Genomic DNA, 15,526 nt, shown 5'->3' with positions numbered 1-15,526 from the left:
CGCAGGACGCGCCGGAGAAGAAGACCCTGCGGCTCACCCGCGGCCGGCTCGTGGCCGGCGCCGCCGCCGTGGCCCTCCTCGCCGGCGCGCTCGGCGCGGGCGTCGGCGTCCACCTGGAGCGCGACGGCGGCCCCTCGCACCGGGTCACGCTGCCGCAGTCGGCGCCCGGCAGGACCGACCGCGCCGCCGGCAGCATCGCGGGCATCGCCGCCCGCGCCCTGCCCGGCGTCGTGACGATCCACGTCCGCGGCGGCGGCGACCAGGGCACCGGCACCGGCTTCGTCCTGGACGACAAGGGCCACATCCTCACCAACAACCACGTCGTGCAGTCCGCCGGCGCCGGCGGCTCCATATCCGTGACCTTCAACAGTGGCCAGACCGCCAAGGCCACCCTCGTCGGCCGCGACGGCGGCTACGACCTGGCCGTCATCAAGGTCACCGGCGTCTCCGGCCTCAGCCCGCTGCCGCTCGGCAACTCCGACTCCGTGCGCGTGGGCGACTCCGTCGTCGCCATCGGCGCGCCCTTCGACCTGGCCGGCACGGTCACCACCGGCATCATCAGCGCCAAGGAACGGCCGATCACCGCGGGCGGCAAGAAGCAGGACGGCAGCGACGTCAGCTACGTGGACGCCCTGCAGACCGACGCCCCCATCAACCCCGGCAACTCCGGCGGCCCCCTGGTGGACTCCCAGGCCCGCGTCATCGGCATCAACAGCGCCATCCGCTCGGCCGGCGGTGACCCCGAGGGCGGCGGCCAGGGCGGCAGCATCGGCCTGGGCTTCGCGATACCGGTCAACCAGGCGAAGCGGGTCGCCGAGGAGCTGATCAACACCGGCCGGGCCACCCACCCGGTCATCGGCGTCTCCCTCGACATGGCCTATGCGGGCGACGGCGCCCGGGTGAACACCGACAGCTCCAAGGCCGAGGGCGTCTCCCGCGGCGGGCCCGCCGACAAGGCGGGCATCCAGCCCAAGGATGTGATCAAGAAGGTGGACGACGTCCCCGTCCACAGTGGCCAGGAGCTGATCGTCAAGATCCGTAGTCACCGTCCCGGTGACACGCTCCGGCTGACCGTCGAGCGCGACGGCCAGGAACGGACCGTGCAGCTGACCCTCGGCTCGGCCAGCACCCGCTGAGCCTTCGCCCGGCGGCCACCGGGGTGTCTCCCATGGTTCCCGCCGGGGCAGGTACCGTGATAGACGGCCCGGACCCGGGCACCGACGCCCCAAGGAGCTGTGCAACGTGCTCGACATAGGACCTCTTGAGCTGGTCGCGCTCGTTGTCCTCGCCGTGCTCATCTTCGGCCCCGACAAGCTGCCGAAGATGATCCAGGACGTGTCGCGCACGCTGCGCCGGATCCGGCAGTTCTCCGAGAACGCCAAGGAGGACATCCGCTCCGAGCTCGGCCCCGAGTTCAAGGACTTCGAGTTCGAGGACCTCAACCCGAAGACCTTCGTCCGCAAGCACGTGCTGGAGAAGGACGAGCTCGGGCTCAAGGAGATCCGCAACGGCTTCGACTTCAAGGCCGAGATGGCCGACGTCACCGACGCGGTGCACGGCCGCTCCGGTGACGCGGCGGCGCAGACGCCGCCCCCCGCCGCCGGCTCCGGCACCCCCGACCTGCTGAAAAAGGGCGAGAGCCCGCAGCCCGGCGGCCATCCGCCGTTCGACGCCGACGCCACCTGAGCCCGCGTATGCGGGGCCCTGTTGACGGGGGTGGCTATCCTCCCTTTGTTTGGGGTGCAGCCGCCCGCGGGGCAGGCGCGCCCGGACGACGGGGCAACGAGGAGGCGCCGCGCAGATGGAGACGACGAGCCGGGTAGAGGCGCAGGGGGTCGGCGGGGCCGACGGGTCCGCCGAGGACGCGCAAGGAGGGCCTCAGGGCGGGCCCGGGACCCGGCGCTCGGTCGACGGCTATCTCCTGGCGTCGTTCCCCTGGTACGGCCTGGACGAGGCGTACACCGGGCCGCGCTGGCTGATGCAGGTCGGCGCCGCGGCCGACGGCACCGTGGAGCACGGCTCCACCGGCCACGGCGCGGAACCCTCGCTGCGGATGGGCCGCATCGAGCACGACACGGGCACCCAGCGCTTCGCGGTCGTGGTGACCGTGGCCAGCCGCCCGGTGCGGCGCAGCGCCGACGGCACGGGCGTCCTGGAGGCCACCTCGGTGTCCTCGGCGGCCTGGCTGGCCGGCTCGGGCCTGCTGGCCTGCACCTGGCCCGCCCAGATGGAGCGCGCGCTGCGCCAGGACTGGCTGGACCAGCAGACGGCCCTGGCCTGGGAGCTGGCCGACCGGCTCGACGAGGCGCCCTGGTCGACGCTGTCGCTGCCGGTGGACGGCGTGCCGACCGACTTCCGCTACCGCGAGTCCGAGTACGGCTGGGTGCTGGCCGGCTCCGCCGAGGGAGGAGTCCACGTGGGCGCGTACGGGCGGGGGATGAGCGCCTATGGGATGGGCTTCTCGGTGATCAAGGACATCGCCGCGTACGAGCACTGACCGCCCCGCACCCCGGGGCACGCGTAAGGGGCGGCCTCCATGGAGACCGCCCCTTACCCACGGTGTGCGTCCTGTGCGTCCCGGACGCTCAGAACTTGTTGCGCGGCGTGATGCCGAGCGACATGCCGGACAGGCCGCGCTGGCGGCCGCCGAGCTTGCCGGCGATGGCGCGCAGCGCGCTGCCCGCCGGGGACTCCGGATCGGTCAGCACGACGGGCTTGCCCTCGTCGCCGCCCTCGCGCAGCCGGACGTCGATCGGGATCGAGCCCAGCACCGGCACGTTCGTGCCCGTGGTGCGCGTCAGGCCGTCGGCGACGAGCTGGCCACCGCCCGTGCCGAAGACGTCGACCATCTCGTCGCAGTGCGGGCACGGCAGCCCGGACATGTTCTCCACGACGCCGACGATCTTCTGGTGCGTCTGCACGGCGATCGAACCGGCCCGCTCGGCGACCTCGGCCGCGGCCTGCTGAGGGGTGGTCACGACGAGGATCTCGGCGTTCGGCACCAGCTGCGCCACGGAGATCGCGATGTCACCGGTGCCCGGCGGCAGGTCGAGCAGCAGCACGTCCAGGTCGCCCCAGTAGACGTCCGCCAGGAACTGCTGCAGCGCGCGGTGGAGCATCGGGCCGCGCCAGACCACCGGTGCGTTGCCCGGGGTGAACATGCCGATGGAGATGACCTTCACGCCGTTCGCCGACGGCGGCATGATCATGTTCTCGACCTGGGTGGGCTTGCCGTCCGCACCCAGCATGCGCGGCACGGAGTGGCCGTAGATGTCCGCGTCGACGACGCCGACCTTCAGGCCGTCGGCCGCCATGGCCGCGGCCAGGTTGACCGTCACCGAGGACTTGCCGACGCCGCCCTTGCCGGAGGCGACGGCGTAGACGCGGGTGAGCGAGCCCGGCTTGGCGAAGGGCACCTCGCGCTCGGCCTGGCCGCCGCGCAGGGAGGCCGCCAGCTCCCGCCGCTGCTCGTCGCTCATCACGTCCAGCTCGACGGTGACGCCCGTGACGCCCTCGACGCGCGAGACGGCCTCGCTCACCCGGCTGATGATCGTCTCGCGCATGGGGCAGCCGGACACCGTCAGGTAGACGGCCACCGCGACCGAACCGTCCGCCGCGATCTCCACCGATTTGACCATCCCCAGGTCGGTGATGGGTCGCTGGATCTCGGGGTCGTTGACCGTCGCGAGCGCGTCGCGGATCGCGTCCTCGCCCGGAGACGTTCCGTTCGTATCGGTAGCCATAGGGACGATGGTACGGCGCGGGAGGGGGCCTCCGGAAAGGCCCGTCAGCGGTCGCGTTCCTCACTCTCCTCCGGGAATACGCGGCGCTGTTCCAGCTCCTTGACCAGCTCCTGGAACTCCGAGCGGATCCAGTCGCGCGTCGCGACCTCGCCCAGGCCCATGCGCAGCGCCGCGATCTCCCGCGTGAGGTACTCGGTGTCCGCGATGGACCGCTCGTTCTGCTTGCGGTCCTGTTCGAGGTTGACGCGGTCGCGGTCGTCCTGCCGGTTCTGCGCCAGCAGGATCAGCGGGGCCGCGTACGACGCCTGCAGCGACAGCATCAGGGTCAGGAAGATGAACGGGTACCGGTCGAACCGCAGGTGCCCGGGGACGGTGGTGTTCCACACCACCCACAGGATGATGACGACCGTCATCCAGACGATGAACCGTCCGGTGCCGAGGAACCGCGCGATGCGCTCCGAGGTACGGCCGAACGCCTCCGGGTCGTACTCCGGCAGCCAGCCGCGCCGCTTCACCCGGGGCAGGTCCAGACGGACCCGGGGCGGGCCGTGCGGCCGCTCGTGCGGGGCCGGCCGCTCCCGCACCTCTCCGCGCTCGTGCCGCTCAGGGCTCATCGGCGGCCTCCGGCAGCACGCTCATGCCGAGCGCGCCCAGGTGCAGCTCGGTCTCCCGCCAGTCGTCGGGCAGCAGGTGGTCGAGGACGTCGTCGACGGTCACCGCGCCCAGCAGGGAGCCGCTCGCGTCGACGACGGGCACGGACACCAGGTTGTACGTGGCCAGGTAGCTGGTCACGGCGGGCAGCGGGGTGTGCGGCGGCAGCGGCCGCAGATCGGTGTCGGTGAGCGAGCCGACGAGCGTGAACGGCGGGTCGCGCAGGAGCCGCTGGAAGTGCACCGTGCCCAAGTACTTGCCCGTCGGTGTCTCGTCGGGCGGCCGGCAGACGTAGACCTGGGCGGCGAGGGCGGGGGAGAGGTCGGGGTTGCGGACGCGGGCCAGGGCGTCGGCGACGGTCGCGTCCGGGCGCAGCACGATCGGCTCGGTGGTCATCAGGCCGCCCGCGGTGCGCTCCTCGTAGGCCATGAGGCGGCGCACGTCGGCCGCGTCGTCCGGCTGCATGAGGGTCAGCAGCCGCTCCTTCTCCTCCTCGGGCAGCTCGGAGAGGAGGTCGGCGGCGTCGTCGGGGTCCATGGCCTCCAGCACGTCGGCGGCGCGCTCCTCCTTGAGCTTGCCGAGGATCTCGATCTGGTCGTCCTCCGGCAGCTCCTCCAGCACGTCCGCGAGCCGGTCGTCGTCCAGGGCGGCCGCGACCTCGGCCCGCCGCTTGGGGGAGAGGTGGTGCAGGACGTTGGCGAGGTCGGCGGGGCGCAGCCGCTCGAAGGTCGCCAGGAGGTTCTCGGCGCCCTGCCCGTGCTCCTCCAGCGAGAAGCCGGTCACGGCCGACCACTCCACGGTCAGGGTCTCGCCCTTGCGGCGCAGCGCCCCGCCCTTGCCGCGGCGCACGAAGACCTTGTCGATCTCCCAGTCGCGGCGGGCCGGCAGCTGGGTGAGCGACACGTCGAGGACGGTGACCTCGGCCTCCGCGCCCTCCACGCCGACCAGGCGCACCCGGCGGTCCAGGAGCTCGCCGAGGACCAGCGTCTCCGTCGGGCGCTGCTCGAAGCGCCGCATGTTGACCACGCCCGTGGTGATGACCTGGCCGGACTCCACGCCGGTGACGCGCGTCATGGGGATGAAGACCCGGCGCCGGCTGACGACCTCCACGACCAGCCCCAGCACCCGCGGCGGCCGGCCGCCGACGCGCAGCATCGCCACGACGTCGCGCACGCGGCCCACCTGGTCGCCGTTGGGGTCGAACACGGCGACACCCGAGAGGTGCGAGACGAAGACCCGGGGGGCGCCTGCTGCCACGGCCGCGCACCTCCTTGCTGGTCCTTGCTCGCTCGTTCTTGCTCGCAGGATGTCCGGTTCAGGCTAACGTGACCGGCTTCGTCGGGCGCGGGAGAGACGGCCGTACGGACTCTCCACGAGCTCTGTACGGAATCAGGACGGACTCCCGGCTTCCGCTCGCCACCGGCACGGGTACGCTGCCGCCTGTCCCACCGGTAACAGGAGGCAGGAGCAGAGGTGCGAACCCGTAACGCGGCCCTCGTGGGGGCGCTGTGCACCGTCCTGTCGGCGGTGCTCACCGCCTGTGGCGGCAGCGAGGACCCCGATGCGGGGACCAACGGCGTCGGCAAGCTCGAAGCCCCCGCCATCCAGGACAAGGCCCGCGCCGCCGCCCAGGGCGCGGAAACCGTCCACCTGTCCGGGAACGTCGTCAGCCAGGGCCGCACGTACCGCCTCGACATGCGCCTGAAGAAGAACGGCGGAACGGGCCGGGTCTCCCTCTCCGACGCCAGCACCTTCGAACTGCTGCGGGTGGGCGACGACCTCTACCTCAAGGCCCCGGCGGGCTTCTGGGCCCGGGGCGCCGCGACGGCCCCCTCGGCCGCTCCCTCGGCGACGGGCAAGGGGGACGCGGCGGCCGCCGCCGGCAAGCTCGACGACAAGTACGTCAAGGTGCCGGCCGACGACCCCTCGTACCAGCAGCTCAAGGGCTTCACCGACAAGAACGTGCTCCTCGACGGCCTCATCGGGCTGCACGGCACGCTCGCCCGCGGCGAGCACGGCACGGTCGGCGGCGTCCGCACCATCCGCGTCACCGGCGCGGGCGGCAGCGGCGGCACGCTGGACGTCTCCCTCGCCGGCACCCCCTACCCGCTGCGCGTCCAGCGCGCGGGGGGCGGCGGCCAGCTGGAGCTCGACGGCTGGGGCAAGGACTTCGCCCTCGCCGTCCCCGCCAAGGAGCAGACGGTCGACTACGGCAAGCAGCTGCACATCCCGAGCGGGGGCCAGGGCGTCCCCGTGAAGTAGCGCCGCACACCCGCGGGCCGTGGGCGGGGCGCAGGCCGGCGGTAGCCGGAGGCGCGTCCCCCGGGCCCGGGCGGGACCCGCGGACAGGCTTCCGGGCCCCGGAGCGATGCGGGGTTACGCCTGGCGGGCCTTGCGGCCGCGGCGGAGCAGGCGCGGCAGGGCGGCCGGCATCGGGTGGCGCGTCGTCGCCGGGGTCGGCAGGGGGACGGCCGCCAGCGAGTCCGAGGGCAGGTCCGCCGACGTGCCCGTCGGCGCCAGGCGCAGCACCCGGCACTCCCGGGCCCAGCGCTCCTCCAGCCGCTCCGCGTCCGGTGCGTTCAGCCGCTTGCCCTTGAGCTCGGCCACCGCCGCCGTCCACGCCTCGCCGTGCGGCACGAGCTCGCTCACGGACGCGGTCCAGGCGACGAGCCGGCCGCCCTTGTCCTTGCTGCGGACCGTGACGGTCGCCGTCGCGCCGTCCGCGAGGGCCAGCGCGTCCACCGGCTGCTCGCCCGGGCCGCCGACGACGTGAGCGGCGCCCTCGTGCCAGACGTGCCACAGCGCGCGGCTGGGTCCGGCCGGACCCTGCACCCAGATGAGCCCCGACTTCTTCGTGGCCTCTTCGATCAACGCCTGCGTCATCGTCATGGGGCCTACCTTATGCGCGCGGCCTAGGCTGGTCGCGTGAGTGCTGCCCCCGCCCGTCGCGACGCGAGACCGGCCCCCGCCCGGCCCGCCGGTCCCGAGAACGCCGCCGCCCCCGTGTCCGTCCGCACCGAACTGCTCCTCCTCGCGACGGCCATCGCCGGAGTGTCCCTGTCCGCGCCACTCATCGCCGCGACCGCCGCCCCGGCCCTCGCCATCGCCTTCTGGCGCAACGCCATGGCCGTCGGTGCCCTCACCCCGCTCGCCCTGCTGCGCCACCGCGCCGAGCTGCGCGGCATGGGCCGCCGGGCACTGCTCCTCGCCGTCGCCGCCGGGGCGCTGCTCGCCCTGCACTTCGCGGTGTGGCTGCCGAGCCTTCAGATGACCTCCGTGGCCTCCTCGACCGCGCTGGTCACCACCACGCCCATCTGGACCACGCTGCTGCTGCGTCTGCGCGGCCACCGCCCGCCCGCGCTCGTCTGGGCCGGCACCGGGCTCGCCTTCCTCGGTGTGGTGATCCTCACCGGCGTGGACCTCTCGATGTCCGCGCGCGCCCTCGCCGGCGACGCCCTCGCCCTGGCGGGCGGCATGGCCGCGGCCGGGTACGTGCTGCTGGGCGCGGAGGTGCGCCGCACGGTGGGCACGCTCGCGTACACGTACGTCTGTTACGCCACCACGACCGTGCTGCTCCTCGCCGCCTGCCTGGCCGGCGGCGTCCGGCTCGGCGGCTACAGCGGGGAGACCTGGCTCAAGCTCGCCCTGCTGACCGTCGCCGCGCAGCTGCTCGGCCACTCGTTGATCAACAGGGTGGTCAAGGGGCTCGGCCCGTCCGTCACCTCGACGGCGATCCTGCTGGAGACGCCGGGCGCGGCCCTGATCGCGGCCGTGTGGCTGGGCCAGCAGCCGCCGGCGGTGGCCTACCCCGCCCTCGCGGTGATCATGGCGGGCCTGACCCTGGTGATCATGGGTGACCGCCGCAAGGAGAGCGCCCTGCCGGAGAGCGGCGTCTAGGACCTCTCCGGCAGCCGGGCCCGGCCCCTCAGAGCCAGCCGTTGCGCTTGAAGCCGCGGTGGATCGTCACACAGATGGCGACCGTGACGACCATGACCGCCGGATAGCCGTACTTCCAGTGCAGCTCCGGCATGTGGTCGAAGTTCATGCCATAGATCCCGGCGATCATCGTGGGCACGGCGAAGATGGCCGCCCAGGACGTGATCTTGCGCATGTCCTCGTTCTGGGCGACGGACGCCTGCGCGAGGTTGGCCTGGAGGATGGAGTTGAGCAGGTCGTCGAAGGAGACCACCTGCTCGTGCACGCGCACGAGGTGGTCGGCGACGTCGCGGAAGTACTTCTGGACGTCCGGCTCGACCAGCCGCATCGGCCGCTCGCTCAGCAGCTGCATCGGCCGTATGAGCGGCGTGACCGCCCGCTTGAATTCGAGCACTTCCCGCTTGAGCTGGTAGATGCGGCCCGCGTCGCCGCCGCGCCGGCTGCCCTTGCCGGGGTCGGAGAAGACGTCGATCTCGACCTCGTCGATGTCGTCCTGGACGGCGTCGGCCACGGCTATGTAGCCGTCGACGACCTGGTCGGCGATGGCGTGCAGGACGGCCGAGGGGCCGCGGCCCAGCAGCTGGGGGTCGTCCTGGAGCCGGTGGCGCAGCGCGCGGAGCGAGCCCTGGCCGCCGTGCCGGACGGTGATGATGAAGTCCGGGCCGGTGAAGCACATCACCTCGCCGGTCTCCACCACCTCGCTGGTGGCGGTCAGTTCGGCGTGCTCGACGTAGTGGATGGTCTTGAAGACCGTGAAGAGCGTGTCGTCGTAGCGCTCCAGCTTGGGCCGCTGGTGGGCGTGGACCGCGTCCTCCACGGCCAGCGGGTGCAGGCCGAACTCCCTCGCTATCCCGGCGAACTCGTGCTCCGCGGGCTCGTGCAGCCCGATCCACGCGAAGCCGCCCTCGGCCCGCACCCGGCGCATGGCCTCGGCCGGGCTGACGTGGTCGCTCGCGCGCTTGCCGTCGCGGTAGACGGCGCAGTCCACGACGGCGCTGTTGGCCGAGGGGTCGCGGGTGGGGTCGTAGCCGCCGCCCTGGACGGGCACCCGGCGCAGGGCGGGGCGGACGGCGGCACGCAGGTCACGGATCATCGACATGGCTGGCTCCTTCACGGGCCGGCCGCCGGTGCGTGGCGCGTGGCGCAACGCTGCCTGAAACGTAGACGTGGTGGCGCCCTCGGGCCGGGGACCGGCTGAGGGATACGTCCGCAAATCGGGCGGCGCTTCGTGCGGTGCGCGGGACCGGCGGCAGTTCGCGGAGAACTTCGCAGAGAACACGGAACAAAGCGAGAGGCGGGCGCTCTTCCGTCAAGTGCTGCGGGCGTGGAAGGACTTCCGGAGGTGGCTCCGGCGACGGTGGCCGGGCGCGGAAGGCTTCAGATCACGAGGGGACGTGCGTCCGGAGCGGGAAGACGGGAGAACTGTCGGTACTGCACGGTCGACTAGGATCCACCGCAGCCCCACCTCCTCCGGCCGGTCCCCGCTGAGGGACGATCGTCACGTCTTGACCAGAGGTCAAGGCAGACCAAGGCTAGCAGCCGTGCGGCGCGTCAAGCCCCTCCTTTGCCCGTTCGATACGCGTTCTATGCTCACTGCATGTCAGACGTTCTCGCACTCGTCGAGGCCCGGCTGGTGATGGCTCTCGGTGAGCCGGACGCGCGCGCCGCGGTGACCTTCCTCGGCACGGACCGGATCGAAGTCCTCCGCTTCACTGCCGCAGACGACGCCGGCGACGTCGTCCGCTACGCCACGCTCGGCATGTCCGCCCACCCGATGGCCGACCCCACGGCCATCGTGGCCGACCCGCTGCGCGGCCCCCGCGCCGAGCTGCTGCTGTCGGTGCGCCGCGGCCGCGCCGACACCGACAAGGTGCTTCGCCCGCTGGCCGTGCTGGCCGCATCACCGCAGGTCGAGGGCGTCGTGGTGGCGCCGGGCGCCTCGCTGGACACCGGCGAGCCGCTGTGGCCGGGCGCGCCCTTCACCTCCGTGCTCGTCGCGGAGTCCGGCGGCATCGTCGAGGACCTGGAACTGGACGAACCGCTGGACCCCGTGCGCTTCCTCCCGCTCCTGCCGATGACCCCCAACGAGGCCGCGTGGAAGCGCGTCCAGGGCGCGGCCGCCCTGGAGGAGCGCTGGCTGCGGCACGGCACCGACCTGCGCGACCCGCTCCGCGCCGGGGTTCCCCTGGGCTGATCACGGGGGCCGGCCCGGCCCCCGGACGCCGGGCAGCCGGAAGGCCGGAACGGTGTGCCGGTGTCGACTCCGGACGGGTGATCGTCCTTGACGCGGGGGCGGCCTGGTAGGACCGTTGGAGGCTATGAGGGGCGAACCCAGTTGCCCGAAGTGCGGTGGCCGGGTGCGAGCGCCCGGTCTCTTCGCCGACTCCTGGCAGTGCGCCGTGCACGGCACCGTGCACCCTCTGCAGCCGGTCGTCCCGCCCAGCGTCGAAGCGCTTGCCGTCGCCGTCCGCCGGGCCCGGGTGCCGGTCTGGATGCCCTGGCCGCTGCCCGTCGGCTGGCTCTTCACCGGCGTCGTCTACGCGGGCGACGACCGCAGCGGCGGCCGGGCCACGGCCGTCGCCTGCTCCGGGCCCAGCCCGCTCGGCGGCCCCGGCGAGCTGCTGCTCGTGGCGGAGGAGCTCGGCGTCGGCCTCGGCGCGCGCTACGCCGGCATCGACGGCCCCGACCCCGGCCCCTACCTGCGCGTCGACCGCTCGCCGCACGCCAAGGTCCACGCGGCCGGCCGCCCCACCCCCCTGTGGCACGTCGACAACGCCCCCGGCGACCGGGCCGTCTTCGCGGGCGAGGCCCGCGGGCTGTGGCTGTGGGCGATCGTCTGGCCGGAGCGCTCGGGCCTGCTGATGTACGACGAGCTGGTGCTCACGGACCTGCGGGACGCCGGGGCCGAGGTGGACCTGCTGCCCTGCGGCGCCCTGTCGCCCCGCGTCCTGGCACCCTGACCCCGGCCGGTTCCGGCCAACGCGCGGGGCGCCCTCCGGCGCGCCGGGTCACGTTCGTACGACAGTTATCCTGAACCGGTCCTGTCCGTTCCACACGCCGTTGGGAGCCGTGCCGTGCGCATCGACCTGCACACCCACTCCACGGCCTCGGACGGCACGGACACCCCCGCCGAGCTGGTCCGCAACGCGGCCGCCGCGGGTCTGGACGTCGTCGCGCTGACCGACCACGACGGGGTCGGCGGCCACGCCGAGGCCGTCGCGGCCCTTCCGGCGGGGCTCACGCTGGTGACCGGCGCCGAGCTGTCGTGCCGCTTCGACGGCCCGGACGGCTTCAGCGTCCACATGCTGGCCTACCTCTTCGACCCGGCCGAGCCGGAGCTGGCGCGCGAGCGGGAGCTGGTCCGCGACGACCGCACGCCCCGCGCCCGGGCCATGGTCGGCAAGCTCAACGAGCTCGGCGTCCCCGTCACCTGGGAGCGCGTCGCGCAGATCGCCGCGGGCGGAGCCGTGGGCCGGCCGCACGTCGCCGCCGCCATGGTCGAGCTCGGCGTGATCGACACCGTCTCCGACGCCTTCACCCCCGAGTGGCTCGCCGGTGACGGCCGCGCCTTCGTCGAGAAGCACGAACTCGACCCCTTCGACGCCGTTCGCCTGGTCAAGGCGGCCGGCGGCGTCACCGTGCTCGCGCACCCGCTCGCCCTCCACCGCGGCCGCTGCGTCTCGGAGGACCGGATAGCCGAGCTGGCCTCGGCCGGCCTGGACGGCGTCGAGGTGGACCACATGGACCACGACGCCCCCACCCGGGCCCGGCTGCGCGGCCTCGCCGCCGAGCTCGGCCTGCTGACGACCGGCTCCAGCGACTACCACGGCAGCCGCAAGACCTGCCGCCTCGGCGAGTACACCACCGACCCGGAGATCTACGGCGAGATCACGCGCCGCGCGACGGGCGCGTTCCCCGTCCCGGGCGCCGGCGGCTGACCGCCCCTCACCCCACACCCGTCCGCACGTCCGCGTACGGGTGACGGTGTGCGCAGGCCCTTGTCGCCGTTACCGCGGACCTCGCGGTGGACGGACGTGAAGGGCCCGCCTCCTCCGCTCCGCAGAGCCTCGTTCCCCGTTCCTTCCCTCGTTGTCCCGCTCCTGCTCGCACCACTCCTGCAAGGCCCTCACTGTGTTCGACATCGCTGTCTTCGGCTCGCTCTTCCTCACCCTGTTCGTGATCATGGACCCGCCCGGGATCACGCCGATCTTCCTCGCGCTCACCGCCGGCCGGCCCGCCAAGGTCCAGCGGCGCATGGCCTGGCAGGCGGCGGTGGTCGCCTTCGGCGTGATCACCGTCTTCGGCATCTGCGGCCAGCAGATCCTGGACTACCTGCACATCACCACCCCGGCGCTCATGATCGCGGGAGGTCTGCTCCTGCTGCTGATCGCGCTGGACCTGCTGACGGGCAAGTCGGAGGAGCCGACGCAGACCAAGGACGTCAACGTCGCGCTCGTACCGCTGGGCATGCCGCTGCTGGCCGGCCCCGGTGCGATCGTCTCGGTGATCCTCGCCGTCCAGCACGCCGACTCCGTGGCCTCGCAGGTCTCGGTGTGGTGCGCGATCGCCGCCATCCACCTGGTGCTGTGGCTCGTCATGCGCAACTCGCTGCACATCATCCGCGTGATCAAGGACGGTGGCGTGGTGCTGGTGACCCGCCTCGCGGGCATGATGCTCTCCGCACTGGCCGTCCAGCAGATCATCAACGGCATCACCCAGGTGATCGCCGCCCACTGAGCGCGGCCGGCACCGGCCGGCACGACGAACGCCCCCGTACGGCGGATCCGTACGGGGGCGTTGCGCATCCGGGTGCGTCCGCGGACGCGACAGGCGTTACCGGGCCGTGGAGTCGGCCGGGCGGATGTAGATGCGCTGGCCGATCGAAGCGGCCTGCTGCACGATCCGGTTGACGGAGGCGGCGTCCACGACGGTGCTGTCGACGGCCGTGCCGTCGACGTCGTCCAGGCGCATGATTTCGAAGCGCAAGGCTTCTCCCTTCGTCTGATCCTCCTGCGGAGAACTGTGAACAGTGACGCGCGCGGCGACGGTGCCGCGCGCGTTGCATACGTGTCCAACGCAACGCACGGTGCAAACATTCCCTACGCTAAAGAAATTTTTAACATGGCTAATCACTGCGGGGGAAGGGGTGGCCGTCGGCCGTGCCGACCGGGTTGTGCGCACGAGAAACGGGGCGGCCTGCGCGCGCCGGAATGCGCTCGCGCGCGGCGAGTGGAACCCTGACAGGGGGCGGCCGCGGCGCGGCCCGGCCGGCCGCCCGACACCGCAGGATCCGGAACAGAAACGAGGCGATCGGCCATGTCGGCCTCCGACGGCGCGGGGCTGGGGCAGCCCTGCTGGGTGAGCCTGCTGACCGCGGACCTCGCCACCGCCCACGACTTCTACGGCGCCGTACTGGGCTGGACCTTCCGCGCCGGATCGTTCGGCGAGGGCTTCTCCGTGGCGCTCTCCGACGGGAAGCCCGTGGCCGGCCTCAGCGACGCGGCCCGCTCCATGGGCATGGCCGCCTCCTGGACCTCCTACTTCGCCGCCGCGGACGCCGACGTCGTGGCCTCACGGGTCCGTGAGCGCGGCGGCACCGTCGCCGTCGGCCCGCTCGCCGTCGGCAACGGCCGCGTCGTCCTGGCCGCGGACTCGGCGGGAGCGGTCTTCGGCATCTGGGAGGGCAAGAACCTGCCGGGCTGGCGCATCGGCGCCGGCGCCGCCCCCGCCTGGCTGGAGCTGCGCACCCGGGACGCCTTCGCCGCCGCCATGTTCTACGGCGAGATCTTCGACTGGACCGTCGACCGGCCCGACCGCTGCGAGGTCCGCTACGAGGACGACGCCGTCATCGTCCGCTCGGGAGGCCGCACCGTCGCCTGCATCCGCGGCGGCGCCGTCGAGGCCGACCCGGACCCGCGCATCCGGCCGCGCTGGCACGTGTACTTCCGCGTCGACGACGTCGAGAAGGCCGTGGAGGCGGCCCTCGGCGCCGGCGGCGCCGTCGTCTCCGAGCCCACCCACTCCCGGGCCGGGCGGGAGGCGACGCTGCGGGACCGGGAGGGCGCCCTGTTCACGGTGACGGAGAAGTCGGGCTGCTAGGAGCCGGTGCTGCCGGCCGTCAGGACTGCTGGACGAGGTCCCAGAAGCGCAGGAGGGCCTCCGCCGTCTCGGCGGGCCGCTCGGCGTTGGGGGAGTGGCCCGCCCCCTGGACGACCGTGCGCCGCGCGGACAGCTCCTTCGCCATCGCGTCGATCTCCGGGACGGGCCAGGCGTAGTCCAGCTCCCCCGACACGACGTGCTTGGGCAGCGGCACCCCCGCCAGCTCGGCCGTCCGGTCCGGCTCCACGGTCAACTGACGCCCGGTCGCCATGAGTTGCTCGGGAACGGTGCCCATCCAACGGCGGTAGAGGAACACGGCGAGCTCCGGCGGTGTGCCGGCGACGGTGGCGTTCTCGGCGCTCTCCGCGGAGACCGTGTTCTCCCGCTGCATCTCCTGCCAGACGTCCCCCATGCCCAGCACGCCCAGCGCTCCGATCAGCAGGCGGGTACGGGCCTGCTGCGACGGGGAGATCGCCCCCGGACCGCTGCTCATCACCGTCAGCGAACGGAACGGCGAGGGGTCGGCGAGCACGGCGGCCCGGGCGATCAGGCCGCCCAGGGAGTGCCCGAGCAGGTGCACGCCGTCGCCGCCGAGGGCCGCGGCCTGGGCGTGGACGTCGCGCGCCAATTCCTCCTGCGCGTAGGCGGCTTCGTCCCGCGGCCCCGGGCTCTCGTGCTGCCCGCGCCCGTCCACGGCCACGGCCCGGTACCCGGCCGCCGCCAGCGGCTCCAGCAGCGCGATGAAGTCCTCCTTGCTGCCGGTGAAGCCCGGCACGAGCAGCACCGTTCCGCGCGGCGCCCCGGCGGGCCGGGCGTCGTGGACGGCGAACTCCCCCCGCCCGGTGGTGAGACGGTACGCGCGGGCGCACGGGGGCAGGGTGAGGAACGGCGGCTTGCTCATGGGAACGAGGCTAACGCGGCGCCCTGCCCCCGCCGGGCCCGCGGGCCGCGTGGGGGCGCGGATCCCGCCACGCCGGGCCGGGGCGAACGCTTCGCGCAGGGAAAACGCCGCTGCCCGGGCCTGAACGGCCCGGGCAGCGGCGTTGCAGAGGCTTTACGCCTCGGCCTTCTTGGCCGTGGCGCGGGTGCGCTTGGGC

The 15,526-nt window shown here is 73.3% G+C and carries 17 protein-coding genes; 10 read left to right on the top strand and 7 right to left on the bottom strand.

All coding sequences use genetic code 11. The annotated features are described in order from the left end of the window. The 3 genes from LE181_RS29665 to LE181_RS29655 form a co-directional block, all read left to right on the top strand. Positions 1-1,136, top strand: a 1,136-nt coding sequence (locus LE181_RS29665) for a S1C family serine protease (RefSeq protein WP_225664603.1), incomplete at its 5' end; no start/stop codon positions are given. 106 nt (positions 1,137-1,242) lie between these two features. Further along, entirely contained in the window at positions 1,243-1,686 is a 444-nt protein-coding gene (locus tag LE181_RS29660) for a sec-independent translocase (RefSeq protein ID WP_225664602.1), read from the top strand. 115 nt (positions 1,687-1,801) lie between these two features. After that, positions 1,802-2,497 (top strand): hypothetical protein, encoded by a 696-nt coding sequence (locus LE181_RS29655; protein ID WP_190113079.1) that lies wholly within the window; start codon positions 1,802-1,804, stop codon positions 2,495-2,497. An 88-nt stretch (positions 2,498-2,585) separates the two neighbouring features. Here LE181_RS29655 and LE181_RS29650 read toward each other — a convergent pair whose 3' ends face one another. Genes LE181_RS29650 through LE181_RS29640 form a run of 3 tightly spaced genes read right to left on the bottom strand, consistent with a single transcriptional unit; the run spans position 2,586 to position 5,651 of the window. Further along, positions 2,586-3,743, bottom strand: a complete 1,158-nt coding sequence (locus LE181_RS29650) for an Mrp/NBP35 family ATP-binding protein (RefSeq protein WP_225664601.1) — start codon at positions 3,741-3,743, stop codon at positions 2,586-2,588. 44 nt (positions 3,744-3,787) lie between these two features. Further along, on the bottom strand, positions 3,788-4,357 hold the full coding sequence (locus LE181_RS29645; RefSeq protein WP_225664600.1) for a DUF1003 domain-containing protein: 570 nt from the start codon (positions 4,355-4,357) through the stop codon (positions 3,788-3,790). Then, positions 4,347-5,651 (bottom strand): magnesium transporter MgtE N-terminal domain-containing protein, encoded by a 1,305-nt coding sequence (locus tag LE181_RS29640; RefSeq protein WP_225664599.1) that lies wholly within the window; start codon positions 5,649-5,651, stop codon positions 4,347-4,349. Before LE181_RS29640 ends, LE181_RS29645 begins: the two co-directional genes overlap by 11 nt. A gap of 216 nt (positions 5,652-5,867) precedes the next feature. Here LE181_RS29640 and LE181_RS29635 point away from each other — a divergent pair, with 216 nt between their 5' ends. After that, complete coding sequence (locus LE181_RS29635; protein ID WP_225664598.1) at positions 5,868-6,656, top strand: hypothetical protein; 789 nt, start codon at positions 5,868-5,870, stop codon at positions 6,654-6,656. Between the two features lie 114 nt (positions 6,657-6,770). Here the strand turns inward: LE181_RS29635 and LE181_RS29630 are convergent, their stop codons facing one another. Next, entirely contained in the window at positions 6,771-7,283 is a 513-nt protein-coding gene (locus LE181_RS29630) for a hypothetical protein (RefSeq protein ID WP_225664597.1), read from the bottom strand. A 36-nt stretch (positions 7,284-7,319) separates the two neighbouring features. Here LE181_RS29630 and LE181_RS29625 point away from each other — a divergent pair, with 36 nt between their 5' ends. Further along, entirely contained in the window at positions 7,320-8,291 is a 972-nt protein-coding gene (locus tag LE181_RS29625) for a DMT family transporter (RefSeq protein ID WP_372458539.1), read from the top strand. Positions 8,292-8,319: 28 nt separating this feature from the next. On the opposite strand, the gene LE181_RS29620 is transcribed toward LE181_RS29625, so the two are convergent. Beyond that, positions 8,320-9,429 (bottom strand): magnesium and cobalt transport protein CorA, encoded by a 1,110-nt coding sequence (locus tag LE181_RS29620; RefSeq protein ID WP_190113073.1) that lies wholly within the window; start codon positions 9,427-9,429, stop codon positions 8,320-8,322. Positions 9,430-9,927: 498 nt separating this feature from the next. Between LE181_RS29620 and LE181_RS29615 the strand changes: the two genes are divergently transcribed. The 4 genes from LE181_RS29615 to LE181_RS29600 all read left to right on the top strand — a co-directional run bounded on the left by LE181_RS29615 (position 9,928) and on the right by LE181_RS29600 (position 13,067). Then, entirely contained in the window at positions 9,928-10,524 is a 597-nt protein-coding gene (locus LE181_RS29615) for a suppressor of fused domain protein (RefSeq protein ID WP_225664596.1), read from the top strand. A 124-nt stretch (positions 10,525-10,648) separates the two neighbouring features. After that, a complete protein-coding gene (locus LE181_RS29610) occupies positions 10,649-11,290 on the top strand; it encodes a DUF6758 family protein (RefSeq protein ID WP_190113071.1) in 642 nt (213 codons plus the stop codon). 114 nt (positions 11,291-11,404) lie between these two features. Beyond that, complete coding sequence (locus tag LE181_RS29605; RefSeq protein ID WP_225664595.1) at positions 11,405-12,268, top strand: PHP domain-containing protein; 864 nt, start codon at positions 11,405-11,407, stop codon at positions 12,266-12,268. Positions 12,269-12,461: 193 nt separating this feature from the next. Continuing rightward, positions 12,462-13,067: a MarC family protein gene (locus tag LE181_RS29600; RefSeq protein WP_225664594.1), complete on the top strand. Its 606-nt coding sequence runs from the start codon at positions 12,462-12,464 to the stop codon at positions 13,065-13,067. A 96-nt stretch (positions 13,068-13,163) separates the two neighbouring features. Here the strand turns inward: LE181_RS29600 and LE181_RS29595 are convergent, their stop codons facing one another. Then, positions 13,164-13,316, bottom strand: a complete 153-nt coding sequence (locus LE181_RS29595) for a DUF8834 family protein (protein ID WP_190113068.1) — start codon at positions 13,314-13,316, stop codon at positions 13,164-13,166. A gap of 330 nt (positions 13,317-13,646) precedes the next feature. Here LE181_RS29595 and LE181_RS29590 point away from each other — a divergent pair, with 330 nt between their 5' ends. Then, positions 13,647-14,429 (top strand): VOC family protein, encoded by a 783-nt coding sequence (locus tag LE181_RS29590; RefSeq protein WP_225664593.1) that lies wholly within the window; start codon positions 13,647-13,649, stop codon positions 14,427-14,429. Between the two features lie 19 nt (positions 14,430-14,448). Here LE181_RS29590 and LE181_RS29585 read toward each other — a convergent pair whose 3' ends face one another. Then, entirely contained in the window at positions 14,449-15,330 is an 882-nt protein-coding gene (locus tag LE181_RS29585) for an alpha/beta fold hydrolase (RefSeq protein ID WP_225664592.1), read from the bottom strand. Positions 15,331-15,526: the final 196 nt, after the last annotated feature.

The sequence above is a fragment of the Streptomyces sichuanensis genome, from assembly GCF_020328095.1.
Taxonomy (GTDB): domain Bacteria; phylum Actinomycetota; class Actinomycetes; order Streptomycetales; family Streptomycetaceae; genus Streptomyces; species Streptomyces cinnamoneus.
Note: the sequence above shows the minus strand (reverse complement) of the source record. Positions and strands in the feature narration are given on the sequence as shown.

Bases quoted from the DNA above. Each gene is read 5' to 3' on its own strand.
- LE181_RS29645 (WP_225664600.1), bottom strand. From the start codon at position 4,357: ATGAGCCCTGAGCGGCACGAGCGCGGAGAGGTGCGGGAGCGGCCGGCC.
- LE181_RS29620 (WP_190113073.1), bottom strand. From the start codon at position 9,429: ATGTCGATGATCCGTGACCTGCGTGCCGCCGTCCGCCCCGCCCTGCGC.
- LE181_RS29630 (WP_225664597.1), bottom strand. From the start codon at position 7,283: ATGACGATGACGCAGGCGTTGATCGAAGAGGCCACGAAGAAGTCGGGG.
- LE181_RS29615 (WP_225664596.1), top strand. From the start codon at position 9,928: ATGTCAGACGTTCTCGCACTCGTCGAGGCCCGGCTGGTGATGGCTCTC.
- LE181_RS29590 (WP_225664593.1), top strand. From the start codon at position 13,647: ATGTCGGCCTCCGACGGCGCGGGGCTGGGGCAGCCCTGCTGGGTGAGC.
- LE181_RS29585 (WP_225664592.1), bottom strand. From the start codon at position 15,330: ATGAGCAAGCCGCCGTTCCTCACCCTGCCCCCGTGCGCCCGCGCGTAC.
- LE181_RS29610 (WP_190113071.1), top strand. From the start codon at position 10,649: ATGAGGGGCGAACCCAGTTGCCCGAAGTGCGGTGGCCGGGTGCGAGCG.
- LE181_RS29650 (WP_225664601.1), bottom strand. From the start codon at position 3,743: ATGGCTACCGATACGAACGGAACGTCTCCGGGCGAGGACGCGATCCGC.
- LE181_RS29655 (WP_190113079.1), top strand. From the start codon at position 1,802: ATGGAGACGACGAGCCGGGTAGAGGCGCAGGGGGTCGGCGGGGCCGAC.